The organism is Ectothiorhodospira marina, from assembly GCF_900109495.1.
GTDB classification, from domain to species: Bacteria; Pseudomonadota; Gammaproteobacteria; order Ectothiorhodospirales; family Ectothiorhodospiraceae; genus Ectothiorhodospira; species Ectothiorhodospira marina.
Window position 1 is genome coordinate 15,277 of record NZ_FOAA01000006.1, and the last position, 15,678, is coordinate 30,954.

The 15,678-nt window shown below is 62.5% G+C and carries 14 protein-coding genes, 1 tRNA gene and 1 other RNA gene; 9 read left to right on the top strand and 7 right to left on the bottom strand.

The window, feature by feature from the left end; genetic code table 11:
* Positions 1-152 precede the first annotated feature (152 nt).
* The 6 genes from pufA to motA form a co-directional block, all read right to left on the bottom strand.
* Complete coding sequence (gene pufA, locus BMY52_RS06825) at positions 153-350, bottom strand: light-harvesting antenna LH1, alpha subunit (protein WP_090252597.1); 198 nt, start codon at positions 348-350, stop codon at positions 153-155.
* 90 nt (positions 351-440) lie between these two features.
* The gene (pufB, locus tag BMY52_RS06830; RefSeq protein WP_090252600.1) at positions 441-599 is read right to left on the bottom strand and encodes a light-harvesting antenna LH1, beta subunit; all 159 of its coding nucleotides are present in this window, start codon (positions 597-599) and stop codon (positions 441-443) included.
* 381 nt (positions 600-980) lie between these two features.
* Positions 981-1,055, bottom strand: a tRNA-Val gene (locus tag BMY52_RS06835).
* Positions 1,056-1,112: 57 nt separating this feature from the next.
* Positions 1,113-2,063, bottom strand: a complete 951-nt coding sequence (locus BMY52_RS06840) for a LysR family transcriptional regulator (RefSeq protein WP_090252602.1) — start codon at positions 2,061-2,063, stop codon at positions 1,113-1,115.
* Positions 2,064-2,072: 9 nt separating this feature from the next.
* Positions 2,073-2,927 (bottom strand): flagellar motor protein MotB, encoded by an 855-nt coding sequence (motB, locus tag BMY52_RS06845; protein WP_090252605.1) that lies wholly within the window; start codon positions 2,925-2,927, stop codon positions 2,073-2,075.
* A 6-nt stretch (positions 2,928-2,933) separates the two neighbouring features.
* Entirely contained in the window at positions 2,934-3,791 is an 858-nt protein-coding gene (gene motA / locus BMY52_RS06850; protein ID WP_090252609.1) for a flagellar motor stator protein MotA, read from the bottom strand.
* Between the two features lie 119 nt (positions 3,792-3,910).
* Between motA and BMY52_RS06855 the strand changes: the two genes are divergently transcribed.
* Positions 3,911-5,347 (top strand): HDOD domain-containing protein, encoded by a 1,437-nt coding sequence (locus BMY52_RS06855; protein ID WP_090252612.1) that lies wholly within the window; start codon positions 3,911-3,913, stop codon positions 5,345-5,347.
* Between the two features lie 20 nt (positions 5,348-5,367).
* On the opposite strand, the gene ispG is transcribed toward BMY52_RS06855, so the two are convergent.
* Positions 5,368-6,597 (bottom strand): flavodoxin-dependent (E)-4-hydroxy-3-methylbut-2-enyl-diphosphate synthase, encoded by a 1,230-nt coding sequence (gene ispG, locus BMY52_RS06860; RefSeq protein WP_090252614.1) that lies wholly within the window; start codon positions 6,595-6,597, stop codon positions 5,368-5,370.
* Positions 6,598-6,707: 110 nt separating this feature from the next.
* Here ispG and BMY52_RS06865 point away from each other — a divergent pair, with 110 nt between their 5' ends.
* The 8 genes from BMY52_RS06865 (at position 6,708) to BMY52_RS06900 (ending at position 15,677) form a co-directional block, all read left to right on the top strand.
* Complete coding sequence (locus BMY52_RS06865) at positions 6,708-7,976, top strand: metallophosphoesterase family protein (protein WP_090252615.1); 1,269 nt, start codon at positions 6,708-6,710, stop codon at positions 7,974-7,976.
* Positions 7,973-11,518 carry an ATP-binding protein gene (locus tag BMY52_RS06870; RefSeq protein WP_177169879.1) on the top strand — a complete coding sequence of 1,182 codons (3,546 nt, stop codon included), beginning with the start codon at positions 7,973-7,975 and terminating at the stop codon, positions 11,516-11,518. Before BMY52_RS06865 ends, BMY52_RS06870 begins: the two co-directional genes overlap by 4 nt.
* A gap of 78 nt (positions 11,519-11,596) precedes the next feature.
* An RNA gene (gene ffs, locus BMY52_RS06875) (signal recognition particle sRNA small type) lies at positions 11,597-11,693 on the top strand.
* A gap of 61 nt (positions 11,694-11,754) precedes the next feature.
* Positions 11,755-13,383, top strand: coding sequence for a DNA polymerase III subunit gamma/tau (gene dnaX, locus BMY52_RS06880; RefSeq protein ID WP_090252622.1), 1,629 nt, complete (start codon positions 11,755-11,757; stop codon positions 13,381-13,383).
* Positions 13,384-13,490: 107 nt separating this feature from the next.
* Positions 13,491-13,817, top strand: coding sequence for a YbaB/EbfC family nucleoid-associated protein (locus tag BMY52_RS06885; RefSeq protein ID WP_090252624.1), 327 nt, complete (start codon positions 13,491-13,493; stop codon positions 13,815-13,817).
* A 7-nt stretch (positions 13,818-13,824) separates the two neighbouring features.
* Positions 13,825-14,421, top strand: coding sequence for a recombination mediator RecR (recR, locus tag BMY52_RS06890; RefSeq protein WP_090252627.1), 597 nt, complete (start codon positions 13,825-13,827; stop codon positions 14,419-14,421).
* A 43-nt stretch (positions 14,422-14,464) separates the two neighbouring features.
* Complete coding sequence (locus BMY52_RS06895; RefSeq protein WP_090252631.1) at positions 14,465-14,809, top strand: histidine triad nucleotide-binding protein; 345 nt, start codon at positions 14,465-14,467, stop codon at positions 14,807-14,809.
* Positions 14,810-14,831: 22 nt separating this feature from the next.
* Positions 14,832-15,677, top strand: a complete 846-nt coding sequence (locus BMY52_RS06900; RefSeq protein WP_143050441.1) for a hypothetical protein — start codon at positions 14,832-14,834, stop codon at positions 15,675-15,677.
* Position 15,678: the final 1 nt, after the last annotated feature.

The following is a 15,678-nucleotide window of genomic DNA, read 5'->3' on the forward strand; positions in this document are numbered from 1 at the left end:
AGCTCATGGCCGAGCGTAAGGTGCGGGACGACCCCGTGGGGCAGGGTGGTCAGATGTTGCGGGGGAGGGGGGGGCGGCCGGTAAGCCGAGCAGACACCGGGCGGGATGCGAATTGCACTGCCATCCCGCCCGGAGGCATGGGCGTCAGACGCTTAGGCCAGGTTTGCCTTGTCCGTCTGACCCTGTACTGCGACCTGCTCGGTCGTGTCGACCAGGGAGGCAGTGTGCATCCAGTTGAAGCGTTCGGTGCTCAGCAGGATGAAGTGGATCAGAAGAGCCAGCACGGCCAGGAATGCAAACAGGGCAACCAGCGCTCTGCGCGGATCGAACAGCAGCCAAGTACGCCACATATTGAAATCTCCTATATCGGAAAGAAACTGCTTTTAATGCTTCGCTAAAGGGACCGCTTGAGACTTGATTCGCCGTTCAGGCGAGAAGTCTTACCAAGCCACACCCCAGGGACGCCACATCCAGGCCAGAACGTGGGCTACAGCGGCAACGCCCAGAAAGCCCATCATGCTGGACATGAAGACCCCATGAAACTCCATGGCTTCTTCTTCGTTGAGCCCCGAGAGCGAACCTTTTGTTTCACCAACCATTTCAATACCCTCCAAGTGAGTCTTATTGGCAAATACCGCGGTGGCTCAACGCCATCACGTACGTCGATGTAGACACTACAACAGGATAAGTTCCAGGATCATGATCCAGCACAGGAAAAAAACCGAAATTTGGTTGAAGTCAGCTTCGTGAGGCCCTCGCGCGCAGGGGGCGTCAATTATGGGCATGGATGAGATGCTGGCCATGTTCGTGAGGCCCTCGCGCGCAGGGGGCGTCAAGCCCACGAAGCCCGTGGTGTGAAGGTAACAGATCAGGGGGGGCGGTATCCGGGGTCACGATGACGCCTTTCGGAGTGGACTCCGCGAAGACACAAAAAAAGCGGCCCGGTTGAACCGTAAGCCGCTAATTTTGTTGACACTTATTGGTGGGCGGTAGTGGGATCGAACCACTGACCCCTGCCGTGTGAAGGCAGTGCTCTACCGCTGAGCTAACCGCCCGATACGAAAGAAGCGCAGATTATAGGGGGGGCAGTGAGGGTCGTCAATACCTGTTTGTCAGGTCGGTGTCTCCAGGGCTGGCGAGGTGTCACGGCCGGTCGTCAGAGGGGGGGCTCTGAGCACGTGCGGCGCCTCCTGAAGGGTGAAATCCAGGAAGGCCTGCCCTACTTGCGAGAAGCGTTTGCCCCGTGGATACACCACATACCAATGCCGACGGATGGGGAAGCCTTCCACATCCAGTACCACCAGTCGGTTCAACAATAACTCCATCTCCAGGGTGTGCATGGACAGTACGCCCAGGCCCATGCCCGCTTCTACCGCCTGCTTGATGGCCTCACTGCTATGCATCTGCTGTGCTGCGCGCAGTGCCACGCCGTGCTCGGCAAAGAAGCGTTCGGCGGCGCCCCGTGTTCCCGAGCCCTTCTCTCGCATCACGAAGCACTCCCCGGAGAGCTGGCTCAACGGGATGTTCCTTTCGCCGGCCAGTGGGTGATCCGGTGGGGCGATGATGACCAGGGGGTTGTCCATGAAAGGGTGGGCAATGGGCTCGGATGTGGGGGGCTGCCCCATGATGGCCAGGTCCATGGCGTTGATGGCCAGCAGGTTCAGTAGTTCTTCACGGTTGGTCACCTCCAGGGTGACCGAGACGCCCTGATGACGTTTGCAGAATGCAGCGATGAGGCGGGGCACGAAGTAGTTGGCGGTGCTGGCGGCGGCGATGGTCAGATGGCCGCGACGCAGGCCTTTCATCTCGTCCAGGACCATCTCCACTTCTGCCAGTTGCGCGGCGATGGCGCAGCTGTAGTGGTAGAGCTCGCGCCCTGCGTCGGTGAGATGGATGCGTTTGCCGATCTGCTCGAACAACGGCAGGCCCACATGCTCCTCAAGCTGCTTGATCTGCATGGAGACGGCAGGCTGCGTGAGGTGGAGTTCCTCCGAGGCGCGGGTATAGCTCAGATGTCGGGCAACGGCCTCGAAGGCCTTGAGCTGGCGGAAGGTGAAGTTCATAAATTCGCGTCAGAGGGGACTCGCCTCACCCCCTTCATACTCCACCGCGGTGCTCTCAAGCATGGCATCTTCTGCCTCCTTGTTCATCACGATGATGCTGATGCGCCGATTGATGGGGTCGGCGGGGTCATCCTTGTTGAACAGTACCGTGGAGGCCAGGCCCGTCACGCGGCCCACCTTGTCACTTTCCATGCCGCCGGTCACCAGCGCTCGGCGGGCTGCGTTGGCCCGGTCTGCGGACAACTCCCAGTTAGTGTAGTTGGTCCTGGGGAAAGGGCGGGCGTCGGTATGTCCGGTGATGGTGACCCGATTGGGTACTTCGTTGATGATGGAGCCCAGTTCAGCAAGGATTGCCTGGGAGTAATCGCGAAGGCTATCGCTGCCAAGGTCAAACATGGGCCGGTTTTCGCGATCAACGATCTGTATCCTTAGCCCCTCGGGGGTGATGTCCAGCAACAACTGGTCCTTGAAGGGTTCCAGAGCCTGGCTCTTGTCCAATGCTTCTTCCAGCACCTCCATCAACGACTCAAGGCGCGCCTCATCCTGCTCCCGTGCCGTCTCTTCGGCACGATCCATGTCAATGGCCCCTTCAAAATCGATAATGGATGGCGAGGCGCCGTCCCCCTCGGTGGGGTAGGGGGGCGTGGGACTGATGCCCATGGCGGCCGATGGGTTCTGAAAATACTCCGAAATGGCGGCCTTTTGCCGATCGTCGGTCATGCCCAGGATCCAGAGCAACAGGAAAAACGCCATCATGGCGATGGCGAAGTCCGCGAAGGCGATTTTCCATGCGCCACCGTGGTGGCCGCTCTTCTTGACCACCCGCTTGATGACAATGGGTTGCTTTTTGTCTTCGGCCGCCATGGGGCCTTACTCCTTGGCGCCGCGGAGATGGGATTCCAGTTCCGCGAAGCTCGGGCGCAGGTCGGAGGCCATGGCCTTGCGCCCAAATTCCACCGCCACCTGCGGACTGTAGCCCTGTACGTTGGCCAGGATGCAGGCCTTGAGGCAGGCCAGGAACTTGGCCTCTTCCTCAGCCCGCCGCTCAAGGGCGGAGCTCATGGGGCCAACAAAGCCATAGGCAAGCAGGATACCGGTGAAGGTGCCAACCAGGGCGGCGGCAACGAGTGCGCCAATCTTGTCGATGGGGCCATCCAGGGCGCTCATGGTGTTCACGATCCCGAGTACCGCCGCAACGATACCAAAGGCCGGGAGGCCATCGGCGACCCGGGCCACCGCATGGGAGGGTTCGGCTGCCTCCTCATGGTGGGTTTCCAGGTCGATATCCATGAGGTTGTCCAGCTCGAATGGATTCATGGCCCCGCTGACCACCAAGCGCATGTAATCGCAGATGAATTCCACCGCATGATGGTTCTTGGCAATGCGAGGGTATTTTTCAAACAGCGGGCTGCTTTCCGGCTCCTCGATGTCCGCCTCGATCGACATCAAGCCTTCCTTGCGGGCCTTGGAAAACATCTCGTACATGAGGCCGAGTAGTTGAAGATAATCGTCTTTCTTGTAGGTGGCCCCGCCCAGGAGTCTGGGGATGGACTTGAACACCTGGATGATCGTCTTCATGGGGTTGGCGATGACAAAGGCGCCCAGCGCCGCCCCGCAGATGATGATGAATTCGTAGGGCTGCCAGATAAGGATCAGCTGCCCGCCGTGCAGGGACCAACCACCTAGCACGGCGACGATCACGATGATTGAACCAATGATCAGATTCACGAGCCGCTATCCTCCGGGGTGGCGCGATGACTAGGGGGCTGGCTTGCCGACAAAAAACCACGCGATAATAGCGCAATCGAGACGCCCATCACACTCAACTGGGCTAAGGAGCCACATTAATGGACAAGCAATCGCTGGCGGACTGGGTGCACCACCTGGGTGACCGGGACCTGCCGCTGCTCCAGGGAACCCCCGTTCTCTTGTCCGTTGTGGAGGCCAACTCCCGGATGAGCATGCGAGCCGTGGGGCGTCTGGTGCAGCGGGATCCCGGGCTTGCCCTCAAGTTGATTCGGGTGGCCAATGGTGTGCCCCATCGTCATTTTCGTACCGAGGTGGTGTCCTTGGATGAAGCGGTGATGATGATCGGCACTGATGGGTTGAAACGGGTCATCCGCGAGACGGACAAGCTCCCGGATATCCTCTCCGCGCAGGCCCAGTCGCATTACCGTTATCTGGCGGGGCGAGTGGCCTATGCGGCGATTCTTGCGGAGACCTGGGCAGAAAATCGTCACGATATGATCCCCTCTGAAGTGGGGTTGGCGGCGTTGCTCTACGACCTTGGGGAGTTGATCTGGACAATCCATGACGAGCGCCGCATGTCACGTTATATGGAATTGGTCCTGGACGGTCAGGTGCTGCCTCATGAAGCCGAGTATGTGGCCCTGGATGTCAGTCTTGAAACGGTGGGTCACGCCCTGGCAGAGCGTTGGCAGCTGCCGGCCATGGTGCGCGAATGCATGTGCCCTGCCAACGCGCGTCATGCCCGTGCCATGGGGGTGATGCTGGCCTCCAACCTGGCGCGGGATGCCATGGCCGCCTGGGACCATCCGGGGGTGGGGGGCAACCTGGAGCAGGCAGCCCGCTATCTGGATTGCAGTTCCGGGGAGCTGGCCGACTACATCAACGGCGCCACTGAGCATTTCAATACCCATGTGGATCTCTATGGCCTGGATCCCGTTCCCTTGCTGGACGAGGACAGGGTGAAGGCCTATCGCGAAGAGGGTGCCAAGCCGCCCGAGCCGGTATTTTGCCTCATGCCCCGCTCGGATCGGTTCGAGCAGGCACGCCGCCAGCTGGCCTCCCATTCACTGCAGGACAGTGATCAGGTGCTGGATGTGCTGCTGAAGGGGTTGCACGAGGGCCTGGGGCTCAACCGGGCGGTATTTGCACGACTCAGCGACATTGGCGACACCTTGTCGGCTGAGCGCATGGAAGGTACGGATCACGAGCCAGCTTTCAATCGGTTCGAACTCAACCTGGCTGGGGGACACCTGATTGCGGTGATGATGAAGCGACCTTCGGCCTTCTGGTTGAACCCCTCCAATTGTGATGAGGTCTGGCCACGGGTGCCGCATTCCATGCGCACCCTGATCGGCGTGCGTGAGTTCTTCGCCCATTCAGTATTTGTGGGGGATCAGCCCTACGGTCTGATCTATGCCGACCGCCGTTCCGAAGCCTGTGCGCTGGATCGGCGGGCGCTGAAGGGATTCAAGGCGCTGGTCGAGTTGGCCAGTGCTCACCTGGAGTCGTTGCGACGGACAGGCCAGGGTTTCTGACGCTTCGGTGACCCGGGTGTCTACCGCCCGTAACGGCGTTCGATGTATTGTTCCACCAGCACCTGAAACTCCTCGGCGATGCGTTCGCCTTTAAGGGTGATCGTCTTTTCGCCGTCCTCGTAGACTGGTGCAATCGGGGTCTCGCCGGTCCCCGGCAGGCTGATGCCAATATTGGCGTGCTTGCTCTCACCGGGGCCATTCACCACGCAGCCCATCACCGCCACAGTCATCTCCTCCACGCCGGGATACTGTCGACTCCAATCGGGCATCTTGTGGCGGATGTAGTTCTGGATGTCCTGTGCCAGATGCTGGAAGTAATCGCTGGAGGTGCGGCCGCAACCGGGGCAGGCCACCACGGCTGGCAGGAATCGGCGCAGATCCAGACTCTGCAGGATTTCCTGGGCCACAATGACTTCCTTGGTGCGTTCCGCGCCTGGCTCCGGGGTGAGTGAGACGCGGATGGTATCGCCGATGCCCTGCTGCAGCAGCACTGCCAGGCCGGCGGTGGAGGCGACAATCCCCTTCACGCCCATGCCGGCCTCGGTGAGGCCCAGGTGCAGGGGATAGTCGCAGCGCGATGCCAGATCCTTGTAGACACGGATCAGAGGTTGTACGCCGCTGACCTTGCAGGAGAGGATGATGTGGTCCCGCGGCAGGCCGATCTCCTCGGCCCGCGCCGCGCTGCCCAGCGCCGACTGGATCAAGGCCTCGCGATTGACGTCATGCATGCCCAGGGGCTGGGGTTGACGGGCGTTTTCGTCCATCATGCGGGCCAGCAGGTCCTGATCCAGGCTGCCCCAGTTCACACCGATGCGCACCGGCTTGTCATATTGGCAGGCCATTTCGATCATCTGCGCATACTGGGTATCGCGCTTGGCCCCGCGGCCCACGTTGCCCGGGTTGATGCGCAGCTTGGCCAGGGCCTCGGCGCAGGCGGGATACTTGCTCAGCAACTTGTGCCCATTGAAGTGGAAATCCCCCACCAGGGGGGTGTTCACCCCCAGGGCATCCAGGCGCTCGCGGATCCGGGGGACGGCATCGGCGGCCTCGTCGGTATTCACGGTAATGCGCACCAGTTCGGAGCCGGCCCGTGCCAGGTCGGCCACTTGCCGGGCGGTGGCGTCAACATCGGCGGTGTCGGTGTTGGTCATGGACTGAATGACCACTGGGGCGTCGCCGCCCACCGTGACATGGCCCACACGCACCGGAACGGTGGTGTGCCGACGGTACTCAGGATTGTTCGTCATCATGGCGTACGGTTCTGGCAGATTGAGGTGACATAATGGTAGCAGGTTGCCCGCCTCCCTTGTACGGGCGTGGCTTGATCCTGCTGCGGTCAAACGGACATCGGGACGACTGAATGAACTTCACTTTCCTGCATGCGGCGGACCTGCATGTGGACAGTCCGCTCAAGGGGCTGGACCGCTATGACGGGGCGCCGGTGGAGCGCTTGCGCAACGCCACGCGTGAGGCCCTGGAGGGGTTGGTGGCCATGGCCCTGGATGCCCGGGTGGATTTCCTGCTGCTGGCCGGCGATATCTATGATCGGGACTGGCAGGATTTTCACACCGGCCTCTTCTTCCGCGAGCAGATGGTGCGTCTTGAACGGGGCGGGGTTCGGGTCTTCATGGTGCAGGGCAATCATGATGCCCAGGGGGTGATCAGTCGCCAGTTACCTCTGCCCGAAAACGTGACTGTGTTTTCCAGTCGAACGGTACAGACGGTGCAACTGGAAGATCTGCCCGTGGCCCTCCATGGGCGCAGCTTTCCTGATCGCGCGGTGGATGAGGACTGGGTGCCCGAATATCCGGCGCCGGTGACGGGTTGCTTCAATATCGGGCTGTTGCATACCAGTCTGAGTGGACGCGCAGGCCATGATCGCTATGCCCCTACCGAGGTGACGGCGCTGACGGCCAAGGGCTACGACTACTGGGCCCTGGGGCACGTGCACCATCGTGAGGTGGTGTGTGAAAGCCCGCGCATCGTTTTCCCAGGCAATTTGCAGGGCCGCCATGCCAACGAGATTGGCCCCAAGGGCTGCGATCTGGTGCGGGTGACCCCGGCGGGGATTCAGTCCGAATTCATGCCCCTGGATGTGGTGCGCTGGCATCGACTCGAACTGGATATCAGTGATGTGGAGGATGTTGCTCACTTTGTGCGCCGGGTCACGCGGGCACTGGATGAGGTGCTGGAAGGAGATCTGCAGCGTCTGCATGCGGTGCGTGTGCACCTGACCGGAACAAGTGCCCTGAGAAACCTGGAGGCACGTCAGCCGGGCACGCTGGAGGCACAGGTGCGTGCCGCTGCGCAGGATCTGGACGGACCCCAGGTATGGGTGGAGCAGGTGCGTGTGCGCCTGGCTCGCCCACTGGAGCGGACGCAGGTGGCAGCAAGGGATGACGCAGTGGGCGAGTTGCTGCGTCTGGTGGATGCAATGATGGAAAATCCGGACGAGGCGGCCCAGTTCCTTCAACAGCCGCTTGCAAGTCTCCTGGATAAACTCCCCAGCGAATTGGACCTTCTGGACGGGGTGGACCTGCGGGATGCCCAGCAGATGCGCGATCTGCTGCTGGATGCCGAATCCACTGTGCTGGCACGGCTGAGTGATGAAGGGCAGGGCGCATCGTGAAACTCATTCGGCTGGATCTTCAGGCCTTTGGGCCATTTACCGATACCCGGATCGTCTTTGGCGAAGCAGAGGATGGGCAGGACGCCAATGGGCTTCACCTGATCCATGGCCCCAACGAGGCCGGCAAATCCTCAGCACTGCGAGCCATGACCGATCTGCGCTTTGGCATCCCCGAGCGCAGCCGAGACAACTTCGTTCATGATTTTAAACGGCTGCGCATTGCCGGGATGTTTGTGGATGCTCGGAGGCAGCCTGTCTATCTGGTGCGTCGCAAGGGGCGTGGTGTGACCCTGCACCGGCCGGATACGAAAGAGACCCCCCTGACCGATGCCCCCGCCGCCACGCCGGAGCAGGAGCAGCAACTCACCGGCGGGCTGACCCGAGAGGCATTCGAGGCCATGTTCGGTCTGGATCACCTGCGATTGCGCGAGGGTGGGAACCGTTTGCTCAAGGGAGAGGGGGAATTGGGGTCTGCCCTGTTCGAGGCCAGTGCCGGTACCCGAGGTATCGCCAGCATTCTTGAGGCCCTGGATGCGGATGCCAAAGGCCTTTTCAGTCCACACTCGCGTGCCACCCAGGCCGTGATCAATGAGGCCCGAGCGACCCTGGAGGCACAGCGCAAAGTTCACAGGGAGGCGCTGACGCGACCTGCCCAGTGGCAGTCCCTGGAGCGCGCCCACCAGCAGGCTCTGGAAGAACTCACCACCCTGGAAACCCGACGGGAGGAGGCCCAGCGCCATGAACGGGACCTGGCCGCCCTGCGCACCGTGGCGCCGCTCCTGGAAGAGTTGGACCGGTTGCGCAAGGAACTGACGTCACTGGACGCCATCCCCGATCTGGCGGCAGAGGCCCGCGAGGAACGCCTGGCTGCTCAGCAGGCCCGCAGCCGCGCCCAGCAGGATCTGCGGGATGCCGAGGCCCAATGGCAGGAATGCGAGCGCCGATTGCAGGCCCAGGTGATTGAAATGCCCTTGTTGGCGCATGCGGCCAGCATTGAGCGTTTGTCCGGGCGCCTGGAGACGGTGACCGAGGCCCGGGTGGAGCTGCATCGTCAACAGGCTCGCGTGGAGCAGTTGGATGTGCGTCTGGCTGAACAGGTCCATCGCTTGGGGAGCGAGGCCGATGTGAAGCGATTGCTGAAAAACCTGCCCTCAGCGGCGGATCGGGCCGGTCTGGAGGCTGATCTCAATGCGTTGGCAGTGATCGGACCTCGCCTGGAGGACCGCCGGGCTCGCCTCGAGGCGCTGGAGGCTGCCGAGCGGGAAGCCCAGGATGACGCGCTCGAACCCGAGGTGGCGGCCAGTGAAAATCTTGCACAGGCCTTGCATCAGGCCCGGGCCCTCGGAGAGATGACCACGGATGCCCAGGCCCTGGAACGGGATCAGGACGATCTGCGTAGCCAGGTGCAGCAGCATCTGATCGACCTGGGCCAGACGAATCTTCAGGCCGTGCGGGAAATCCAGCCCCTGATGCAGGCTCAGCTGGACGAAACCCGGGATGCCATGGATGCGGTGGACGATACCTTGCGGGGGCTGAAGGAGGAGGCGACCCGACTGCAGCGGGATATGCAGGAACAATCCCGGCAGCTGGAACAGCTGACAGCCGGGGGGCGGGTGGTGACCCTGGATACCCTGCGTGAGGCTCGGGCATGGCGCGATGCCTTGTGGTCGCGTCTGCGGCAGGTCTATGTGGCGGGTGAAGGAACGCCTGAGAGCGCAATCAATGATCTTGATCTCGCTCGTCCCTTGCCGGAAAGCTTCGAGGCGGCCCAGGTGCAGGCCGATCATCAGGCCGATCAGCTCAGGGAAAATGCCGGTCAAGCAGCCCGGATCCAGGAGTGTCAGAGCAGGCTCAAGGCGATGGAGGAACGCCACCAGGAGATCCAGGCCCAGCATATGCAGGGGGTGCGGGAGTATGAGGCATTGAGAGAGCAGTGGCGGGCGCGCCTGAATGCCCAGGGGTTGCCGGATCTGTCGCCCGATGCCCTGGGGCAATGGCAGGGACGCCGCGAGACCCTGCTGGAACTGACAAGACGCCTGGAAAGGCTGGAGCGCGACAAGTCAGCACGCCATGAGCAGCGTCGACAGGCCGTTGAGGCGTTGAGGCAGGCGTTGACTGCCGTGGGCGAGCGACCGGCTGGAACTGACCTTGCCACCCTGATCGAGCAGGCCGGCGCCTGGGAACGTCAGGCCACTGCCGCGCAGGGACGTCGTCAGGAACGGGAACACCATGCAAGGCTGCGGCAAAAGGATCGGGCCGCATTGACTCGGGAAATCGAGGTCATGGAGCAGGAGTGGCAGGCCCGCTCCCGGTCTGTGGCAGCCTGGCATGATCGTCTCGGGCTGCCTGTGGAGGCAGTGCCGGCAGCAGTGCGCGCGCGCCTGGAGGAGTTGGATGCCCTGGAGGCTTTGCGTGTCGAGCGAGAGGATATGCTCGCCGCTCAGGCACGTCAGCAGTCGCTGGTGCGTGATTTCCAGGATCAGGTGGCCACCCTGGCGGATTTGCTGGGTGAGCCACCGCCCGGTTCACCCGATGACTATACGGGGCAGCTACAGACAAGGCTGCGGGTTGCCCGGGAGCGGGATCATCAGCGGGCCATGGGGCTTCAGGAGCAGAGCGCGGCGGCCGCCTCCCGGGCCCGAGCCCGGGAAGCACTCGATATCCAGGCCGGGGCGCTTGAGGCCCTGTGTCAGGCCGCAGGGGTGGCCGTTGAGGAGGATCTGCCCGAGATCGAGGCCAGAGCGGATCGCAAGCGCCAGGTGCGCAGGGTACTGGAAGAGCGGCAGCGGCAGCTCACCCAGGCATCCAGCCAGTCAGAGGCGGAGCTGCGCAAGCGCCTTGAGGGGCTGGATGTAATCGCGATCGAGGCGGATCAGGCCCGTTGTCAGGCGGACATCGAGCGTCTGGGGCAGAGGGTTGCCGAGGCCCGCAGGGTGGAAGAGCGCACCCGCAGGGATCTGGAAGCCGTGGATACCTCCGATGAGGCAGCCCAGGCTCGGGAGGCAATGGAATCAGCTGCTGCGTGCATCCAGGGAGCCATCCGTCCCTGGATGCGCCTGAGGCTGGCCCATGCATTGCTTCAGGAGGCCCTCAAACAATTCCGTCAGCGTTCCCAGGCGCCCATGGTGGCGTCAGCTTCGAAGTATCTGGCACTGATGACTGGGGGGCGCTACACGCACCTGGAGGCCGATGAGTCCCAGGACGTGCCCGTACTGAAGGCCATGCGGGATGACGGCAATCTGATCGGCGTGGATGCCATGAGTGAGGGCACCCGTGACCAGCTTTACCTGGCATTGCGTCTGGCGGCCCTGGAGTTGCGGCGAGCCTCTCACCCCGGCATGCCGCTGATCCTCGATGATGTGCTCATGACTTCTGACGATGTTCGCGCCGGCCTGATCCTGCAGGCGTTGGCGCAGTTCGCCGGAGCGGGGCAGGTGATGCTGTTCACCCATCACAGACATTTGCTGGAGGTGGCCCGAGGGGCAGTGGATGCCCATGCCCTGCGCATCCATGAACTGGGGATGGAGCGCTGCGCGGGTTGACGCTCCCACAGCAAAGCCCGCATAATTCAACACCTTTTTGGCGCCCGTGCGCCAAACGTACCGAGCAATGGTGACCTGCACCGGTCCCCTCGCGACAACAAGCTGTGAACCCCGCCAGGCCCGGAAGGGAGCAACGGTAGCAGTGGACTTGGGCGCCGGGGTGTGGCTGGTGTGGGTTGCCACCCTTTCGAGGCCATGCCGGGCTTGGCACTCTTCAGCGACCCGTAACGAGATCCATGAGCTATCAGGTCCTGGCCCGCAAATGGCGTCCCCGCACCTTCGAACAACTGGTGGGTCAGCCCCATGTGGTGCGTGCCCTCTCCAACGCCCTGCGCGAAGACCGTCTTCATCACGCCTACCTGTTCACTGGCACCCGCGGCGTGGGCAAGACGACGATCGCCCGCGTTCTGGCCAAATGCCTCAACTGCGAGACGGGCATCACGGCTGAGCCCTGCGGTCAATGCAGCGCCTGCCGTGAGATCGACGAAGGCCGCTTTGTCGATCTGATTGAGGTGGATGCCGCCTCCCGCACTCGGGTGGAGGACACCCGGGATCTGCTGGAAAACGTACCCTATGCGCCGACCCGTGGCCGCTTCAAGGTCTACCTGGTGGATGAGGTGCACATGCTCTCCACCCATAGTTTCAACGCCCTGCTCAAGACGCTGGAAGAGCCCCCGCCCCACGTCAAGTTCCTGCTGGCCACCACGGATCCGCAAAAGCTCCCGGTCACCGTGCTTTCCCGTTGCCTGCAGTTCAATCTCAAGGCCATGCCGCCGGAGATGATCCAGGGTCATCTGCTCCAGTTGCTGGAACGTGAAGGCATCGAGGCGGAGCCTGCTGCAGTGATGCAGGTGGCGCGTGCTGCCTCGGGCAGTATGCGTGACGCACTGAGCCTGCTGGATCAGGCCATTGGTTTTGGTGGCGGTGCGCTGCGCGAGGCCGAGGTGCTGGATATGCTCGGGGCGATCTCCCGGGATCATCTAAAGCGGCTTCTGCAGGCCCTGGCCGAGGGCGATGCCCGTGAGTTGTTGGCGGCGGTGGAGGCGCTCTCGGAGCAGGCCCCGGATTATGCGGCGGTACTGGGAGAGGTGATGACCCTGTTGCATCATCTGGCCCTCGTCCAGCAGGTGCCCGAGGTGGCGGACAGTCTGCCCGATGAGCCATCCATGCTCAGGGAATTGGCGGCGCGCCTGTCGCCCGAAGATGTTCAATTGTTCTACCAGGTGGCCCTGATCGGGCGCCGGGACCTGCCGTTGGCGCCGGAGCCCCGCGCCGGGATGGAAATGGTGTTGTTGCGCATGTTGGCGTTCCGGCCGGTGGAGGCCCAGCAGCCGAAGGCCGCGATCACTCAATCCCCCTCGTCCGCACCTGCTGGCGATCGCTCGACGCCGGCTCCAAAGGCCGCCCCCAGGCCTGCTGCGCCGCCTTCTGCCCCTTCCGCGCCCCCTGTGGCCACTTCGGTTCCGGCTGCCGGGAGTGGGAATCTGGATTGGCCGCAACTGGCTGCCAGCCTCGGACTGGGGGGGATCCCGGGTCAGTTGGCCAGCCATTGCGCGCTGTTGCGTTACGAGGAGGGGGAGCTGGTCCTGGGTCTGGCACGCCAGCATGACAACTTCAGGACAACCAAGGCTCAGGACAAGCTACAGGAAGCGCTACGCCGGCACTTGGGCGAAGAGGTGAAACTCACCATCCAGGTAGGCGATACCCAGGGGGAGACGCCGGCCGCCATGGCCGCGCGTCGGGAGTCCGACCGCCAGCGGGCGGCCGAGCAATCCATTGAAGAGGATCACTGGGCGCAGGGATTGAAAGATCAATTTGATGCTGAGCTGATCCCGGGTTCCGTGCGGCCACGCGATCGGCAGTAATGCCCGACCCGCTCCAGATCATGAATTCGGGTTGGCGAGGATGTTTCATTGACCCCGAGGCGATACACTAGGCCTCTTGATTCCACTGACGTTTGTAAGGTGAAGATATGCTGAAAGGCGGACTTGGCAATTTGATGAAGCAGGCCCAGAAGATGCAGGAAGACATGGCCAAGGCTCAGGCCGAGCTGGCCGAGATGGAAGTGACCGGTGAGTCCGGTGGCGGCCTGGTGAACGTGATCATGACCGGCAAGCACGCCGTGCGCAAGGTCAGCATCGACCCCAGCCTGCTGGAAGATGACCGTGACATGCTCGAGGACCTGCTGACCGCCGCCATGAATGACGCCGTGCAGAAGGTGGAAGACATGACCCGGGAACACATGGGCAATCTGACTCAGGGCATGGGTCTGCCCCCGGGCTTCAAGATGCCGTTCTGAGTCCTCCGTGGCCGAGACCTCTCTGCTGGAGCGCCTGGTGGAGGGCTTGAGATGCCTCCCCGGCGTGGGCCCGAAATCCGCTCAGCGCATGGCATTGCATGTGCTGGAGCGGGATCGCGAGGGGGCCCTGCGCCTGGCCGCCGTGCTGCGCGAGGCTGTGGAACGGATTGGACACTGCCGGGTGTGTCGCACCCTCACCGAACATGAGGTGTGTCACCTGTGCGCCGATTCGAGGCGTGACCGGCAGGTGATGTGCGTGGTGGAAGCACCCGCGGATGTGCTGGCCATTGAGCAGGCCACTGGCTTTCGCGGTCAGTATCATGTCCTGCTGGGCCAGTTATCTCCCCTGGACGGGGTGGGGCCCGAGGAGCTGGGGCTGGATCAGTTGGAGGCCCGCCTGAGTGAAGGGGAGGTCGCCGAGCTGATCCTGGCCACGGGCAGCACTGTGGAGGGCGAGGTGACAGCCCACTACATCAGCGAGATGGCCCGGTCCCGGGGTATCCGTACTACCCGGATCGCCCACGGCATCCCCCTGGGGGGGGAACTGGAATACGTGGATCGCGGCACCCTGTCACATGCCTTTGACGGGCGCCGGGATTACTGAAAGAGCGGACACGCTATCCGCCTGAATCTGCCATGGTGAATGCATGACCGACTGTATCTTTTGCAAGATTGCCCAAGGATCCATCCCCGCCGACAAGGTGTATGAGGATGAGCAGGTGGTGGCCTTCCGTGATCTCAATCCGCAAGCCCCGGTGCATGTGCTGTTGATACCGCGCAAGCATATTGCCACCTTGAACGACATCACCGATGAAGACAGTGCCCTCATCGGGCGGCTGCAGTGGGTGGCTACACACCTGGCGCGACAGGAGGGGATTGCCGAGGATGGCTATCGAACCGTGATGAACTGCAATGCAGACGGTGGCCAGTCCGTCTATCATCTGCACATGCACCTTCTGGGGGGGCGCCAGATGGAGTGGCCCCCAGGCTGATTGCACACCGAGGATTGCCGGAATGAACAAGTCGTCTCTCTCAACTCTATGCCTGGGTGTGTTGCTGTGGTGCCCTGCGGGTGTGAGTGCGGATGAGGCGGTGCACCCGGCCCTTTCCCCGGGGGTCAGCCTGGCTCAGTGGGATGTCCCCAGCGCCTGGGGTCTCGAGTCAGAGGTGGGTCCGCGCTTCAGCGTCGGGCCCTATTGGGAGAATTTCCTTACCCAGGGGAACGGACACCTCACAGCCCTGGACGGCCGCCTGTTCCGCGAGCGCCTGGATTATGACCTGCGTCGACAGACCGACCATGTGCCGGTACCCACGGGTCGCATGACGGGGACTGGGATGGAGGCCGTGGGCGGTTACCAACTGGGCTATGTGGCGGATCGGGTACGTTATGACCTGGTGATGGGGGTGGGCTACGACCGCGTTCGTCAGGCCTGGAACCAGGGCATCCAGAGCGCTGGCGGGGTCGATGCCTTCCAGGATGAATTGCATCCGGTGTTTTACACTCGAATTGGTGCTGGCCCGGTCTTTGAAACGGAACAGTGGCGGGGCCGTCTTCACATGGGTCTGAAGTATCCCCTGGATCTGGATGAGGAACTGGATCTGGCCTCCCTGATGTTTGGTCAGGACCCGGCGCATATGTCCCAGTATCACTCTGGAAGCTTCGTGAACTTCAGTAATCTCTTCCTGGTGGGGGGGAGCGAATTCCGTCTGGACTTCTATTATGATCGGTATCGGTTGTCATCCCCGGGCTTTGGGGGCGGTGGCCTCGAAGCATCCGGGCTGGATTGCGTCGACTGCAGCACCGGATCCTCACAGAGCAATGTGGAAATCTTCGGTATCGAGATGGGCATGAATTTCTGAA